General features: G+C 49.7%; 17 protein-coding genes. 8 read left to right on the top strand and 9 right to left on the bottom strand.

Annotated elements, in window-relative coordinates:
* Positions 1 to 84 precede the first annotated feature (84 nt).
* The 4 genes from prc to ABYK60_RS01465 form a co-directional block, all read right to left on the bottom strand.
* Positions 85 to 2,127, bottom strand: coding sequence for a carboxy terminal-processing peptidase (gene prc, locus ABYK60_RS01480; RefSeq protein ID WP_372870153.1), 2,043 nt, complete (start codon positions 2,125 to 2,127; stop codon positions 85 to 87).
* 29 nt (positions 2,128 to 2,156) lie between these two features.
* Entirely contained in the window at positions 2,157 to 2,819 is a 663-nt protein-coding gene (gene proQ / locus ABYK60_RS01475; RefSeq protein WP_372870152.1) for an RNA chaperone ProQ, read from the bottom strand.
* Positions 2,820 to 3,068: 249 nt separating this feature from the next.
* Positions 3,069 to 3,530 (bottom strand): GAF domain-containing protein, encoded by a 462-nt coding sequence (locus ABYK60_RS01470; protein WP_372870151.1) that lies wholly within the window; start codon positions 3,528 to 3,530, stop codon positions 3,069 to 3,071.
* 18 nt (positions 3,531 to 3,548) lie between these two features.
* The gene (locus ABYK60_RS01465) at positions 3,549 to 3,833 is read right to left on the bottom strand and encodes a YebG family protein (protein ID WP_372870150.1); all 285 of its coding nucleotides are present in this window, start codon (positions 3,831 to 3,833) and stop codon (positions 3,549 to 3,551) included.
* Positions 3,834 to 4,032: 199 nt separating this feature from the next.
* On the opposite strand from ABYK60_RS01465, the gene ABYK60_RS01460 reads away from it, so the two are divergent.
* From ABYK60_RS01460 to ABYK60_RS01445, 4 genes are all read left to right on the top strand, one after another.
* Positions 4,033 to 4,656, top strand: coding sequence for a paraquat-inducible protein A (locus tag ABYK60_RS01460; protein WP_372870149.1), 624 nt, complete (start codon positions 4,033 to 4,035; stop codon positions 4,654 to 4,656).
* Positions 4,653 to 5,282 carry a paraquat-inducible protein A gene (locus tag ABYK60_RS01455; RefSeq protein ID WP_372870148.1) on the top strand — a complete coding sequence of 210 codons (630 nt, stop codon included), beginning with the start codon at positions 4,653 to 4,655 and terminating at the stop codon, positions 5,280 to 5,282. The genes ABYK60_RS01460 and ABYK60_RS01455 overlap by 4 nt, the downstream gene beginning before the upstream one ends.
* Complete coding sequence (locus tag ABYK60_RS01450) at positions 5,269 to 7,881, top strand: MlaD family protein (protein ID WP_372870206.1); 2,613 nt, start codon at positions 5,269 to 5,271, stop codon at positions 7,879 to 7,881. The genes ABYK60_RS01455 and ABYK60_RS01450 overlap by 14 nt, the downstream gene beginning before the upstream one ends.
* 406 nt (positions 7,882 to 8,287) lie before the next feature.
* Positions 8,288 to 8,461, top strand: coding sequence for a hypothetical protein (locus ABYK60_RS01445; protein ID WP_372870147.1), 174 nt, complete (start codon positions 8,288 to 8,290; stop codon positions 8,459 to 8,461).
* Between the two features lie 77 nt (positions 8,462 to 8,538).
* Here the strand turns inward: ABYK60_RS01445 and ABYK60_RS01440 are convergent, their stop codons facing one another.
* A complete protein-coding gene (locus ABYK60_RS01440; protein WP_372870146.1) occupies positions 8,539 to 9,495 on the bottom strand; it encodes a pyridoxal-phosphate dependent enzyme in 957 nt (318 codons plus the stop codon).
* 212 nt (positions 9,496 to 9,707) lie between these two features.
* Here ABYK60_RS01440 and ABYK60_RS01435 point away from each other — a divergent pair, with 212 nt between their 5' ends.
* Positions 9,708 to 10,115, top strand: coding sequence for a YccF domain-containing protein (locus ABYK60_RS01435; protein ID WP_372870145.1), 408 nt, complete (start codon positions 9,708 to 9,710; stop codon positions 10,113 to 10,115).
* Here ABYK60_RS01435 and ABYK60_RS01430 read toward each other — a convergent pair whose 3' ends face one another.
* Both ABYK60_RS01430 and ABYK60_RS01425 read right to left on the bottom strand, forming a co-directional pair.
* The gene (locus tag ABYK60_RS01430; RefSeq protein WP_372870205.1) at positions 10,116 to 10,832 is read right to left on the bottom strand and encodes a substrate-binding periplasmic protein; all 717 of its coding nucleotides are present in this window, start codon (positions 10,830 to 10,832) and stop codon (positions 10,116 to 10,118) included.
* Positions 10,833 to 11,045: 213 nt separating this feature from the next.
* A complete protein-coding gene (locus ABYK60_RS01425; RefSeq protein ID WP_372870144.1) occupies positions 11,046 to 11,405 on the bottom strand; it encodes a DUF6508 domain-containing protein in 360 nt (119 codons plus the stop codon).
* A 169-nt stretch (positions 11,406 to 11,574) separates the two neighbouring features.
* Between ABYK60_RS01425 and ABYK60_RS01420 the strand changes: the two genes are divergently transcribed.
* Entirely contained in the window at positions 11,575 to 12,045 is a 471-nt protein-coding gene (locus tag ABYK60_RS01420; RefSeq protein WP_372870143.1) for an EVE domain-containing protein, read from the top strand.
* Positions 12,046 to 12,110: 65 nt separating this feature from the next.
* Positions 12,111 to 12,398 (top strand): hypothetical protein, encoded by a 288-nt coding sequence (locus ABYK60_RS01415; RefSeq protein ID WP_372870204.1) that lies wholly within the window; start codon positions 12,111 to 12,113, stop codon positions 12,396 to 12,398.
* 44 nt (positions 12,399 to 12,442) lie between these two features.
* Here the strand turns inward: ABYK60_RS01415 and ABYK60_RS01410 are convergent, their stop codons facing one another.
* Positions 12,443 to 13,237: a TIGR00266 family protein gene (locus tag ABYK60_RS01410; protein WP_372870142.1), complete on the bottom strand. Its 795-nt coding sequence runs from the start codon at positions 13,235 to 13,237 to the stop codon at positions 12,443 to 12,445.
* Between the two features lie 93 nt (positions 13,238 to 13,330).
* Positions 13,331 to 14,245: a LysR family transcriptional regulator gene (locus tag ABYK60_RS01405; protein ID WP_372870141.1), complete on the bottom strand. Its 915-nt coding sequence runs from the start codon at positions 14,243 to 14,245 to the stop codon at positions 13,331 to 13,333.
* Between the two features lie 191 nt (positions 14,246 to 14,436).
* On the opposite strand from ABYK60_RS01405, the gene ABYK60_RS01400 reads away from it, so the two are divergent.
* On the top strand, positions 14,437 to 15,597 hold the full coding sequence (locus tag ABYK60_RS01400) for a homogentisate 1,2-dioxygenase (RefSeq protein ID WP_372870140.1): 1,161 nt from the start codon (positions 14,437 to 14,439) through the stop codon (positions 15,595 to 15,597).
* Positions 15,598 to 15,602 lie beyond the last annotated feature (5 nt).

Below are 15,602 nucleotides of genomic sequence, written 5' to 3'. Positions count from 1 at the left end.
ACATGGCCAAGTCTATTCAAATAGTTGTGGCACTGAGTCATGGTTAAAAAAAACGCGCCGAAGCGCGTTTTTTCTTGTTTTCGCTTAGCGCTGGTGGTTTGCCAGCTTACCGGCGTCTACCAGATCCAGCGTAATGTAGGCAGTTTCGTCAAGGAATGGATCCGGTGCATCCAACTCTTTATCGATATCATCGAGACTGACAACCTTATCCAAGCCTGCACGTTGTCTGCGTTCGTTGGTGCGATCCAGCTGTTTTTTATCATCAGCTTCTCGCTCTGCAATCCGCTCACTTTCCACCAGTGACACTGACTTCTCTTTATGCTGCTTTTTATACTCGTCTATGTCTTGATAGATATAACCAAACTCGACATCTTTCTTGATGCGCTGTTGATGCCGGGCGTCAAGCTCTGCGACCAAGGGCGATGAAATTTCGGCCACCATGTTGTACTGGGCCACTGGCACCTTATCCCAAGGCAGTGCGTTATCTTCTTCAGCCTCACCGTATTCACCAGGCTCAAGTGCGCTCGGGAATGGAATGTCCGGAGTTACGCCCTTAAGCTGAGTACTGCCACCATTAATGCGGTAGAACTTCTGAATGGTGTACTGCACATGGCCAACCGGTTTCTCGTACAGATCATAAATGCGGGCGAGCCCTTTGTGCTGCTGCACAGTACCTTTACCAAAGGTAGACTCACCAACAATGAGTGCACGTTGGTAATCCTGCAAAGCCGCAGCAAAAATCTCAGAGGCTGAGGCACTGTATCTGTCTACCATCACTGTTAAAGGGCCGGAGTACGTAACCTTACCGTCATTATCTCTGTGCTGGGAAACTCTGCCGTTAGCATCACGAACCTGCACCACAGGCCCCATATCAATGAATAACCCGGTCAGCAGTACGGCTTCGGTCAGGGCGCCACCACCATTGCCACGCAGGTCAATAATGATGCCTTCGACCTTTGCTTCGTTCAGTGTCTGCAGTTCTTTCGCAACATCCTGGGACAGATTCATATAAAAGCCAGGAATTTGGATTACGCCCACCTTGCGGTTAGCATATTGACCTTCCGTTGGCTCAATCACCTTGGAGGTAGCTGCGCGATCTTCGAGGCGAATTTTATCGCGCACCAAGGTCACTTCCATTGGCTTGGCATTGGAGCCACCCTTCTTAGGCAAAATTTGCAGGGTAACTTTGCTGCCTTTGGGGCCTTTAATCAGGTCAACCACATCATCAAGACGCCAGCCGATAACATCAACTACAGCCCCGCCTTCCTGACCTACACCAATAATTCGGTCTTCCGGTGACAGTTTTTCACTGCTGGCAGCAGGGCCACCGGCCACCATGCTCTTGATAACGGTATAGTCATCGTCCATCTGCAGTACTGCACCTATACCTTCAAGGCTCAAGTTCATTTCCATTTGGAAACGCTCGGCATTGCGGGGAGACAGGTAGCTGGTATGGGGTTCTATGCTGCGGGAAAACGCATTCATCACGCTTTGGAATACATCTTCGCTCTGGGTCTGGCCGAGTCGTTTGATGGCATTGTTATAGCGCTTCTGCAGCACTTCAACAATGTCAGGCCAGGCTTTTCCGGTTAGCTTAAGATTAAGGGCATCGTACTTTACCCGCTGACGCCAGAGTTCGTGCACCTCGGCTTCATCTTTCGCCCAGGGCGCATCTTCGCGATCATAATCATATTTATCACCAGCCAAGGTGAAATCCATTTCTTTATCGAGCAATGAAAGCGCGTAAGCAAACCCTTCGTAGCGACGTTTCTGCGCCAAATCGAACATTGCATAAGCTGCTGTCAGATCGCCGGACTTCAACATGTCATCAAACTGATGGCGATACTTGTCAAAGGTTGCCAAATCAGCTTGAGTCAGTACATTTCTGCGGTAATCAAGCTGCTTTAGAAAACGATCGTAAATCTGTTCGGAGAAAGAATCATCCAAGCTGAATCTGTGATAGTGCGAGCGGGTAAAGAGGTCTGCTACCCGCTTGGAAGCCACTTTATGCTGTGGCTCCTGCACTAAAGAAGGCAACTCATCGATTTGAATTGCGGGGGCTAAGGCCCACGCTGAAGATCCCATCAGGATCCCGGCGATCGAAACCGCCAGAGAAAATTTTCTCATCAACAAGCTACTCCTTAAACTTCAATAAATTACAGCAGTATATACTCGGCGCCCACTTTCACTGTCAAGCCCGAATCCAGCTGCACATGGACATCTCCTTTATTGATATCCACGATAGACCCGGCAACTGGGGATTGGCCGAGCTTTACATTTACACGTTGTGACACTTTAAGCTCTTCCAACTTAGCCGGAACCAGGTTGACAGCGGCTGGTTGAACTTTAGGAGCCGTGCGTCCGGTCTTATCCTTGGCAACAGGCTTGGCGGTGCGACGTGGCTGTGTTTCAGGCTTACGCTTGGGCTTTCGTGGAGCCTTATCAGCGCTGTCCCCTTCTGCTTTGCTGCGTTCAGCGCGCTTGGCCTTCGCCTTATCCTGACTTTCTTTCAGTGTAGCCTGTGCGTGGTCAATGTGTTCCTGCTCAAGTTCACCACATGGGTTACCGTCCAAATCGACGCGAATCGCACCGGCCTTGATGCACTTCAGATAACGCCAGCTACTGGTGTAACGGCGTAGCGCCACTCGCAGCTGAGTCTTACTGACCTTAGAATCATCAGCCAACCTTTCAGCCAAATCTTGAAACAATCCAATCTTCAGTGGCTTAGCTTCACCCTCGGCCACGAAGCACAAAGGAAAGGTTTCATATAAATACGCAAGAATCGCGTTGGTGTCGGTCAACTTTTCTGTTGATTCCATCTTTACTTCCACAGTTACTAGGTATGTCTGTTCTGCATACAAACACTTGCAGAACATAGGTTATTCTTGATTATCAGCCGCAAAGGCCAACACACAAATTAGCATCTTACAGGCGCACGCCAAAGCGTTAATAATCATTGTTAACAATTTTTATCATTAGCTGGGCATTAACAACAAGCGCACGCGCAAGCTGCCTATTATAGTGACAGCCCGAACGATTGCGACTGCGAATTACCTAAAACTGCTGACTTATTGACCAAACAAGGCCTTTTCGAAGACGCGCACCAACCCTTCGAGACCGGTTTGATCTGCTTCATCAAACCGATTAAAGCGAGGACTGTCGATATCCAGCACCGCAACCACCTCACCGTTATGCCTGACGGGCACCACAATTTCAGAGTTAGAGGCAGAGTCGCAGGCGATGTGTCCTTCAAACTGGTGTACATCGGCAATACGCTGAGTCGTATCGGAAGCCGCTGCAGTACCACAGACACCTTTACCCCATGGGATCCGGGTACAGGCTACTTTTCCCTGGAACGGGCCAAGCACCAGCAATTGATCTCTGCGCACGTAGAAACCGACCCAGTTCAAGTCTTCCAGATGTTCATTCAATAACGCCGAGAAGTTTGCCATAGCGGCAACCAAATCGTCTTCACCTGCCAGTAAAGCCTCGGCCTGGCGCTGTAAAGTATCGTAAAATGCGTGCTTCATACTGTTATCTGCAACCTCTTATTCTGCATCTGCCTTTTTGGCAGCTTTTTTGGGTTGCGCAACCGGCTTGGCAGGTGCGGCCCCCTTGAGCAGCGATGTTAAATCATCTTTATTGGTCGCAAAATAGAACGCCAGCTTTTCGGTGGTTGCTTCATCCAAACCGCAATCGGCATTACCAATGAAAGGGATGAGGCTGTCAGCGATATCCAGCATCTTGTCGTAGGCATCTGCCTCCTTTTTCGATGTAAATGTCATCTTTTCAACCCCGTCTCTGACCACCACATACTGTGTGATTACTGCCATGATAGCCCTCTACCTGTTTATTTATACAGTAACGCAGTTTCACAGTTTTTATCTACATATGCAAGTGTTTAGCTTATTCTGATACACTCCAGCTTTGTAGGCGTTCCATTTTTCTGTACTTGCAGCGCTGATTATTCCCACGTAGTGCTGAATAACACATTTATAAAGTGGCAAGCCAAAGGATTAGCAATTCGCGACTATGCACCACGACGAAATAGACAATTCTGTGATCCTGTGCCGGGCCTGCGACCTTGCTGTCAGGCGCCGGGCGCTTCCAAGTGGCGTCAGAGCCCTGTGTCCTCGCTGCCACACAGCACTTTACGATGCGCCATACTGCTCAGTTAATGGCATGCTGGCGCTATGCCTGTCAGCCATTGCACTGTTCCTTCCGGCGAATCTGTTTCCGGTGCTCGAACTTCATTTTCTTGGCTCTATCCGCACAGCTACCGTAATAGAGGGAGCTTTGGCAGTGATGGATTTAGGCTATTGGATAGTGGGCATAGCAGTTTTGGTCGCCGCTGTAGTCGGACCGGCAATGCTGATTGCATCAATTTTGTGTCAGATACTGTTAGTGAAATCTGGCCTCCAACGCCCATGGCAAAGAGAAGCCTATACCTGGCTGCTGCGAAATCATGGGATTTTCAGCCAGCTCACAATGCTTGAAATTTACGTTATCAGCTTTTTGGTTTCAGCTTTTCAGTTATCTGATTTTTCAGACATATATTTTGGTATAGGCACCTTCTGTTTTACCATGCTGTTCCTTGTTACCCTGTTTTTACAGCGGGAGTACAATATCGAACATATGTGGGGACATCTGAAATGAGCACCGAATGGCCAACAACCGGCAAGCAAATCGGCCTCTGTCAGTGTCGGGTATGTCGCGAAATCAACCCGATCAGTGCAAGTCAATGCCGACGTTGCGGTGCAGATAATACCGCGCGGGATTATGCCAGCGTACAAAAAAGCTGGGCACTGTTAATTACCTCGGCCATCTTACTGATCCCCGCTAATGTCTATCCCATAACAACCCTGGTAAATCAGGGGCGGGTGACCCATGACACTATTTTCAGTGGCATCAAACACCTGGTGCATTCAGACATGCTCCCAATTGCCATTATTGTGTTCACCGCCAGTATTCTGGTGCCCTGGCTTAAAATTGCAGGGTTGGCGACCTATCTTATGGCAATCAGCTTTAACTTACCGATTTCTAAGCAAAAGCTTATGGCAGGGTTTCATGTTATTGAGTGGATTGGCCGCTGGTCTATGCTCGACCTTTTTGTGATTTCGCTGACTGTCGCTCTGGTCAACATGGGGCAGTTGCTTGATGCCAAACCTGCTCCGGCTGCGACTGCGTTTGCATTGGTAATACTGCTGACTCAATTGGCAGCCAAGGTATTGGACACTCGTTTACTCTGGGATCGATTGGAACATAATGATGACAAACATTGAAGCTCCAAAGGTGGTGAAAAAAAAGCTTTTTTCCCCGGTTTGGCTCCTTCCTCTCGTAGCCATGGCCCTTGCCGCATGGCTTGGTATTAAAAGCATCCGCGAGTCGGGTGTAGAAATTATCGTCCACTTTCCCAGCGCCACAGGTATTGACGTAGGTAAAACCCTGGTGAAATACCAGGGGTTAACGGTGGGTAAAGTAACAGATATCGCGATGGATGAAGACCTCATTGGCGTTAACGTGACGGTGATGATGGACTACCGTTCAGGCCCATATCTGCGCGAGGACTCACAATTTTGGTTGGTATCCCCCAAGGCCTCCATCACCGGAGTATCGGGACTCGATGCACTGTTTTCTGGCAATTATATTGCCGTTCAGCCCGGCCAGGGCGACAGTGCCACCCGATTTGAAGCCTTACGTGAAGCCCCCCCTCTTGCACCGGGTAATGAAGGCATTCTGGTGGAGCTCACCACAGATAAACTGGGTTCACTTGATGTAGGTTCTACCCTGTACTTCAGGCAAATTCCTGTCGGTAACGTAGTCAGTTACCGCCTGGAAGGTAACCAGCGTATCGTTGTTGGCGCCTTCATTCAGCAACAATATGCACATTTGGTTAAAAAGGACAGCCGCTTCTGGAACGTGTCGGGGCTGAGCATCGATGCATCATTACAGGGGATAAAAGTAGAAAGTGAGAGTCTGGCATCCCTGCTCGCCGGTGGAATAAGCTTCAGCACTTCAAATTCTGTTGAAAATGCCAGCCATGGTGACAGTTTTGTGCTCCACAGTAACGAAACTGATGCCCTTGGTGGATTCAGCATCAGCTTGCTCGCTGAGGATGCCAACAACCTGGCCGTTGGCACTCAGGTTATGTACCGCGGCCTTGAAATTGGCAAAGTTGTGGCAATTGAGCTTACCGATGCAGGTGTCCGCCTGAGCCTGTTTATTAACCATGACCAGGGCCACCTTCTTGGCAGTGACAGCCGGTTCTGGCGCGAAGGTGCGGATGTATCCCTCAGTGGTATCAAGCATGCGTCCCGATTGTTAACCGGTGACGTAATTGCCATGTTGCCCGGCGACGGAAAGCGGCAGGACAGTTATCCACTTGAAACCGCGGCGCCTGACTTTATGTTTGCCGAAAAAGCCAAATTTACGGTGCGAAGCGAGCGCAGCGATGCTCAGACAGGCAGTGAAATTCGTTATCGTAATGTCCCCATCGGCCATATCACCTCGGTGAAGCTCGCCGATGACTTTACTTCTGTTGAATACAGTGCGGAAATCTATCCGGAGTTTAAACGCTTACTGACACAAGACAGCTATCTGGTGCCAGAGTCGGCCTTCAGCGTCGATGCATCCTTAAAAGGTGTAAAGCTGGCCGTGGGAGACACATCCGTACTGCTTAACGGTGCCCTACGACTGATTAAAGGTAACGGCTCCCCACTGAATAACAACGCTGAACTAGCACTTTACTCCTCTACAGATGCGCTTGAGAAAAGTAAATCCGTGGCAAATCAAATATCAGTGACTCTTCACGCAGCAGAGGCCCATGGCCTTGAAAGCGGCAGTCCTGTCTATTACAAAAAAATGCAGATTGGCGAAGTGAAAAAGGTGAATTGGAAAGCCAGCGATGATGTGTTCAACATCAGCCTTGCAATAGACAAACCCTTCGCCAGCCTGATTGGTAACAACACCCTCTACTGGAAGTACAGCGCCGTATCTGTAGATGCAAGCTTAAAAGGGCTTAAGTTGGACGTTGCTTCACTGCCGGGACTCCTCAGTGGTGGCATCGGCCTGTCGATAATAAAAGAGGACAAGGTCAACAGCCCAGGCCATTTGTACGCCAGTGAAGCTCTGGCTCTGGCTCAGGCGTATCCCGTTGAACTGACCCTGCCAGCCAGTGCCCGGCTGACTGACGGCGCCACAATACGTTATCAGGGACATCAGGTGGGTGAAGTTACCGAGGTTCGCCTTGGCGAAAACCTTGACGTACTGAGCGCCCATGCCTATCTCTACGGCAAGTATGCAGACAATTTCACCCGCGAAGATTCTGTGTATGTGGTCGAAGATGCCGAAATTTCATTGCAGGGCATAAAAGCCCCCGAAGCCTTATTAACCGGAGCCTTTATTTCTGTGTATCCCGGTACGAGCACATCTCGCAGCACTAAATTTACCACCAGCGAAATGCCTGATCATTACGCAGCAGTCAACAGTGATGCGCTGAAACTCACCCTTGAGCGCCCTTCTCTGGGCTCGGTGAAGGTGGGCAGCCAAATCTTCTATCGAGGCATAGCCGTAGGGGCTGTGGACGGCTATACACTGAGCGGCGATGGTAACAGGGTTGAATTATTTGCGCATATAGACGGTCGATATCGCGACCTGGTAAATCAAAGCAGTGTTTTTTTTGATTTGTCAGGTGTGAATTTTGAATTTGGGCTATTTTCCGGTGCCAAGATGCAAACCGGCTCCTTGGAAACCATTCTCGCCGGCGGCATTGGCTTGGCAACAAAACAGAAAACCTCTGACCAAAATCGCCTGGCTGATGGTGCTGTCTTTCCGCTTTTCAAAGAAGCCGATGAAAAGTGGCTCGAATGGGCGCCTCGCTGAGACAACCTTTCCTGCTCACATTCCGTATTCTTACACATATAAAAAAGGTCGCCGGTGGCGACCTTTTTTATATGCTTGCCAACCAATTTGGCATGATTAACCTTGGTAACAGCAACCGTGCTTCTTAATTCAGCTGGCGTTGTAAAGCCCCGGCCTCCAGGTCACAGAAGCTTCTCAATACTGTCATTGGACTGTCACTCATTACTGCTCAAATGCAACATATACCTGCAAACGTATTGTTTTGCCTGTCAGCACAATCGTTCGCCAATAACTTGTAATCCCTAAAGCAATCAGTTAATCTCGACGGTCCTCACAACCGTCTTTTGCAAACAATTGCTAAGGATATTTTATAGTTAGATTAGCTTCGCCCCATTCAGGCGAGATAAACAGATAAGGAGTGTGGCTTATGTCATACATATTAGATGGCCATGAAATCAGCGTGGCATTCCCGGTAAATTCGATTTCACTCAATAAAACCTCTATCGCCTTCACCGACAAACACGGTAAAAATCGGCGAACCTTCTCAAAGCGCACCGAAGCGCTGAAGTTTATGGAGTGGTTGCTGAGCACCAACAAGTAAACTGCCGGAAACGGAACGTCTCAATCCTCTCACTTTTCCGTTCCATTTCACCGCAAGCCTGAGCAGGAAATACAATTTCACAGGTATTTTCCGGCCCAGGCCTTATTATGTTCAAACCACTGCCCAAACTTGCGCCTGTATCTGGCGGCCATGGACACGTTACCCCTGAGCCCGCCCTGATGTACATACAGCCAATGCACGCTGTGACCATCACACCCAGCCTCCTGCTGCATCAATGTCCTCAATACCAGTAAGCCACAAGGGTCGTACAAGAGTTCAAACTCGGTACCCTGTGCCAACATCTGGCCCCAGATCTCAAGCTCAGTTAATTTAAGGCCGGCGTAATGATGTTTTCCAGCAACCACCTTCGGATGCAGCGCAGGGTCGGCAATCAGCTCCGAAAACTGGGCCTTAAGATAGCAGTCATCCCCTACCACTGGGCAGGTAAACACCTCGATTGCCGGTGCGTTTTCAAAAAAATACTCATTCAGATATAACGCAGTGGTACCTGTGCCCGAAGGCAAAAACACCCGCAGCTCGCCGATGTCTTGATTATCTGCCCAAGCACAGATTTCTGCGGCCAATGTTCTCACCCCTTCCCTGGCCAAGGCACAACGTCCACCTTCAGGTACATAAAGGCACTGATGGCGGTCTGCGGCTTTCAGACGCACCGTTTCGACATACTCACGGGCTGACATACCCTTAGAACCAACCGGCAACACCTGTGCGCCAAATCCAAGGGCGCCACCATAGTTCCCACTGGGGCTGGTATCTATGGCTGTCGCAATATGGTCGACATAAAACTCAAGCCGCCAGCCTTTTTCATGGGCTAGCGCAGCCAACGAAAACAGCGAGTTGGATTGTGGCGAACCATAACCAATCAGGGTATTCACTTCTGGGAATTCACCGGTTCGCAGCGCCGCAAATTTACGCGCCTTGTTGCCACTGAAAGGCTCCGGTAGCAAATCATCCCGCTTAAGCCACAGAGGGCGGCCAAAAAAAGATATCTGTTCGACCGGACTTGGGTTGTTCATATAGGCATTCTAGGCACAAGTTACTGATGGTGCAGTTTACCCCTTCTAAGGCTTTGTATCAGCTTCAATACATGGTGAAAATCGCCACTAAGAGGTGCCTGGGGCGTTCCGCCTAAGGGATAAAACAAGTATCCAACTGAATTATATACACATTAATCTTGGCCTTAGTTTTGCAAGCAACAAGTTATAACAACGCGTAATAAGGAGACTCTATGAGCGTTTTACGACTCATTTTTAACATCGCCTGGTTTATTCTGGGTGGCTTCGTAATGGGCCTTGCCTGGTGGCTTGCCGGGCTATTGTGCTTTATCAGCATTATTGGTATTCCGTTTGGGCGCTCCTGCTTTGTAATTGGTGAACTTGCGTTCTGGCCTTTTGGGCAGGATCATATATCCCGCAGAGAACTGACCGGACTAGAAGATTTTGGTACCGGCCCCATGGGGATGGTGGGGAATATAGTCTGGTTTTTGCTGTTTGGTATTTGGCTGGCAATTGGGCACATCACTCACGCACTGGCATGCTTTATAACAATAATTGGCATTCCGTTCGGCATTCAGCATCTTAAGCTTGCGCTGCTGAGTTTGACTCCCATTGGCCGGACTGTGGTATCCCGCGCCTGATCACTCCAAATCTTCTGGCAGGTGATCGGCCATTATCTCTGCTACATCGATACGTTGCAGGCCTTCATTAAGGATGGCCTGCCAACGTCGCCCTTCAGGCGTATTTTTGAAAGCGACATACAGATGCTTATTCGCCAATAGCTGGCTGTTAAGTTGAACTTTATCAGCCAGAGGTTTAAGTTTTGCCTGCCTTAACAGATAACGCATTACGTACACATCTATCACAGCTGCATCTATTCGACCTGCCGCGACTTTCTTGATGTTGTATTCATCTGAAGTCACAGCCTCAGCTACTTGCAGGTCATCAGCAATAGCTCTGTCCAGCTCCTCCGTATTTACGTAATCCTGTACAACGCCCAAACGGTAAGCGCGCAAATCTTTAATGGATACCCAACTGATAGGGTGTTTACGTTGCTCTATCAGGCCCAGCGGACTCATACCCATAGGCAACGAGAATACAAATTCAACAGTATCGTAGTAGTATTCCGGGAAATATCCGACATATGGCGTATTACTTTGGTGGGCAAGCTTTACCGCTCTGCTCCAGGGATAAAAATCCACCTCCAATTGGTGTCCCATGGCGGCAAATGCAGCTTTTGCAACTGCGATTGAAGCGCCCTCTGCTGGTAGATTCTTGCCGGAGTAAGGTGGCCAATGAAGAGAAGTAAGGCGGATTATTTCGGCATAAGCCGCCCCCTGGCATGCCAAGCATGTCATTAGCAGGAACAACTTACCGACCCTGCCCCCAGTAATTGGCATACAATTCCGTCTATTAAAGCTACTTTATGGCTTCAGTATAGCAAGCATCAGAGCAAATCAATTTATCAGCAGTGAAAACACACCGACGCTCTAGCGGGTACAATTCGGAACCTCGACGTAATCACCGCAGCAGATGTTTTACCTGCGTTTTTTTGACATGCATCCCCGGAGTCAATTATCAATCGACAACTGCCACAGTTCATCCAAACGAGCCATCAGCGCGCAAAGAACCCCCTGACGTCGTAAGTTTTCCATTACCCCGGGACTGAATCGCTCAAGTCTTAACATGGCACTGATGATAACCCGGCAATCATGTACAGATGCGGTTTCAAGATATGCGGGTTTATCAACCAGATGGGTGCGTTCATACCAGTCCTTCCAGTCAAAAGCCGCCAATTCAAGCCGGGATGCTTTTAACTTCGTATGAAAAGCACTGGCGTCTTCACAGGACAAATCATGTTCACCCGCAGCTAGCCAGGGCAGAAACGGGCGATACAGGCCAAAACTTTCGCGGGTTATTGCAAGAGCCATATATACCTCCGGTTAGCAGTAATGCATTCAGTTTGAATCAGGCATATTTCATACCAACGTCAGCATCTGTGATAACGACTGAACACTGGCTGAATGACATAAAAATCCTTGCCGTTGTCCAAAGCCACCGTAAACTGGGTGTTAAGTAACGCTAGTGATGAGATTTTTGATGAATTATTGGCTGATGAAGTCCGAACCCGATGAGTTTAGCATCGACGATTTGGCCAAACGGCCTAATCAAATGGAAGGCTGGAATGGCATTCGCAACTACCAGGCACGAAACTTTATGCGAGATGCAATGCAAATTGGTGACAGGGTGTTCTTTTACCATTCAAGCTGCAAAGTTCCGGCGGTGGTCGGCATTGCCGAAGTGGCCAGCGACATCTATCCGGATGCCAGTGCCTGGGATCCCGAGTCGCCCTATTACGACCCAAAATCCACGCCGGAGTCGCCCCGTTGGTTGCAACGGGATATTCGTTTTATCAAACGCTTTGCCAAACCAGTTACCCTCAGTGCCATCAAGAGCCATCCCGGGCTTGGTGATATGCTGCTGGTACAAAAAGGCTCGCGTTTGAGCATACAGCCGGTAGATGAAGAGCACTGGCAACTTATCCACCAGATGGCAGGTGAAAACCTTTAAGGAGAGCAGCAGTGAAAAACAAATTAATATTTACGTTGTTGGCAGCCGCTATCAGCACGGGTGCTATGGCGAAAAACGAAAAAGAGCACAAAGAGCACAAAGAGCACAAAGCAGAGGGTAAACATAAATCCCTGCCTCCCGGATTACAGAAAAAAGTCGCCCGGGGAGAGCCCTTACCACCCGGCTGGCAGAAAAAATATCACCGTGGTGATGTGCTGGATATCGACCACTATGACAGAGGCACCATTCTGGGTCCCATAGGCAGGGATGGCGAAGTGACCATTAAAATCGATGATACTCTGTTCAAAATTCACGATAAAACCCGCAAAATTCTGGACATTATAAACAACTAAAAAAGGGAGCCAGCCGGCTCCCTTTTTGTTGCTGTTGGTAAGGATCAGTCGCCATCCAGCATTCGACCTATGCCGCCAAGTACTGAACCTTCACCGCGGCTTGACCCACCAGCCGAAGGTGCATGGGCAATAATACGGTCTGCCATCCGGGAAAACGGTAAGCTTTGCAGCCACACTGTGCCATGACCACTGAGGGTAGCCAAAAACAGACCTTCACCGCCAAATACCATGGACTTAAGCGAACCTGCCCGCTGAATGTCGTAATCGATGCCGGGGGTAAAGCCCACCAAACAGCCGGTATCCACCCGCAGCGTCTCACCTCTGAGCTCTTTCCTGATAAGGGTACCACCGGCATGTACGAAGGCCATACCATCACCCTTGAGCTTTTGCATGATAAAGCCTTCACCACCAAAGAAACCTGTCCCCAGACGCTTGTTAAAGGTCATGGTGATTTGGGTGCCAAGGGCTGCTGCGAGGAAACTGTCTTTTTGTAAAATCAGTTCCCCACCCAGCTCAGCCATATCCAGCGGGAGAATCGTGCCGGGATAGGGCGCCGAAAATGATACCCGGCGTTTGCCGTACCCCTGGTTGGTAAAGTGAGTCATAAACAGGCTCTCACCGGTAAGCATACGTTTGCCCGCTCCCATGAGGGCACCAAAAAAGCCGGACTCTGGCTCGGAGCCATCACCCATACGGGCCTCAAACTGAATGCCCTCTTCCATGTAAGTCATGGCACCGGCCTCGGCAATTACAGTTTCTCCGGGATCCAGCTCCACTTCCACCAGCTGCATGCTTTCGCCGCGAATTTCATAGTCCACTTCGTGACAACGTCTCATCATCCTTTCCCCATCTGACGTTTAACGGATGTGGCTCAACATACGACATAATATGTCATCTGTCAGCCGTGAAATGTAAATGTCTGTGTCAATAACTTAACCAAGTCCCTCAGGGATCCCCATGGGTTCTTTGGCAAACTCCTCCAAAATCAGCTCAGTAAAGAGCCTGCCGGCGCGGCCCAGGGGGCGCTCCAATGTCGATACCAGTTGTGGCACGAAGGTGTAACGGCTGCCGCCCACAAAGTCGATTTCAGTCAGAAGACCTGCTTTAAGTTCATCGCGCACCAAAAAGTCAGGCATCCAACCAAATCCCAACCCTTTTAACAGCGCGTTCTTTTTCATAATAAAACCGGAGAGGTAAAACACTTTGTCACCGCCAAATTGCAGCTCGTCTCGGTAGGTTTTCACCGGCGATGAGTCTTCGATGGTCAGCTCAACGTGCTGCTGTAATTCGGTCAATGTCAGTTGCAATCGACCCGCCAGCGGATGATGGGGGGCGGCAACAAGTACACTGGTAATACTTGGTAGCGGCTTGGCGTGATAATAAGGGCCGGTGCGATAATCCTTTACCAACATTAGATCGGCGTTGTCACGCTCAAACCTGTGCTGTACCCCGCCCAAGAACTCCATATTAAGTTGAATTTTAGTGGGAATTTGATGTTCGGCCATGCGCTTTAGTGCTGTCATGATCGGTTCCATCGGCAAGGCGCCGTCAATTACCAGCTCAAGCTTGGGCTCCCAGCCCTCACTGAATCGGCTCGCGAGGTGCTCTATGTTGGCAAGATGGGATAACAGTCGCTGGCCTTCAGCGAGGATAACCCGCCCTTCGGCGGTGAGCTCGGCGCGGTACTGCTCGCGGGATAACAAACTAACTCCCAGGTGCTGCTCAAGTTTTTTAATCTGATAACTCACCGCCGACTGAGCCTTGTGCAACCGCTCAGCAGCCTTGGCAAAGCTGCCCTCTTCCACCAGCACTTCCAGTACCTTAAAAGCATCTACATCAATGCGCATCCGCCTTCTCCCGGCTCAGACAATGAACAAAAGCGTAACGCCATCGTTACCATCAAATTTTTAGATTGTGATTACCGATTTATTATTCTTTTTTTTGTACAAGTCGGCAACTAAATTGATACCCAGATCACATATAGCGCCAATAGGGCGGGTAAATGGGCCTGAATAAGCCCTACAGAGGATAAGAACAAATGCCATTTTATGTGAAGCAAGGTCAGATCCCGCACAAGCGCCATATCGCGTTTGCCAAGGAAAATGGAGAGCTTTACCGCGAAGAGCTGTTCTCTACCCACGGGTTTTCGAACATCTATTCCAACAAGTACCACCACAATATGCCCACCAAGGCGCTGGAAGTGGCTCCCATGTCACTCACTCACGGCGACAGCTGGGTCGATTCTCTGGTACAAAACTATAAGCTGGACTCACGTCTCGCCGACAGTGAAGGTAATTTCTTCTCTGCCCGCAACAAGATTTTCTTTAACTCAGACGTGGCGCTCTACACCGCCAAGGTAACTGCCGACACCGACGAGTTTTACCGTAACGCCTATGCCGATGAAGTGGTGTTTGTCCACGAAGGTGACGGCGTACTCTTGTCTGAATATGGCGAGCTTGAAGTTAAAAAGTGGGACTATCTGGTCATCCCGCGCGGCACGACTTATCAGCTGAAGTTCAACGATTACAGCAATGTTCGCCTGTTCGTGGTTGAGTCATTCACCATGGTGGAGATCCCTAAGCATTTCCGTAACGAATACGGCCAACTGCTGGAATCGGCTCCCTATTGCGAGCGCGATATCCGCGTGCCCGAACTTAAGGACGCCGTGGTTGAGCGCGGAAACTTCCCGCTGGTGTGCAAGTTTGGCGACAAATATCAGCTGACTCATCTGGAATGGCATCCATTCGATTTGGTTGGCTGGGACGGCTTTGTGTACCCCTGGGCCTTCAATATCACCGAATACGCACCCAAGGTGGGCAAAATCCACCTGCCACCGTCGGATCATCTGCTGTTTGTGGCCAGAAACTTTGTTATCTGTAACTTTGTGCCACGCCCATACGATTTCCACCCACAGGCCATTCCGGCCCCGTACTACCATAACAATATCGACAGCGACGAAGTGCTCTATTACGTCGACGGTGATTTTATGAGCCGTACCGGCATTGAAGCCGGTTACATCACCCTGCACCAGAAAGGCGTGGCCCACGGCCCGCAGCCTGGCCGCACCGAGGCGTCCATCGGTAAGAAGGACACCTACGAGTACGCCGTGATGGTAGACACCTTTGCGCCGCTGCAGCTGACCGAACACGTGAAAAACTGCATGGCACCCGATTACAACCGCTCCTGGCTCGAAGACTAATCACA

This window comes from Shewanella sp. (assembly GCF_041630135.1).
Taxonomy (GTDB): domain Bacteria; phylum Pseudomonadota; class Gammaproteobacteria; order Enterobacterales; family Shewanellaceae; genus Shewanella.
The sequence above is the reverse complement of the archived record's forward strand: the minus strand, read 5'-3'. Positions and strand labels throughout refer to the sequence as shown.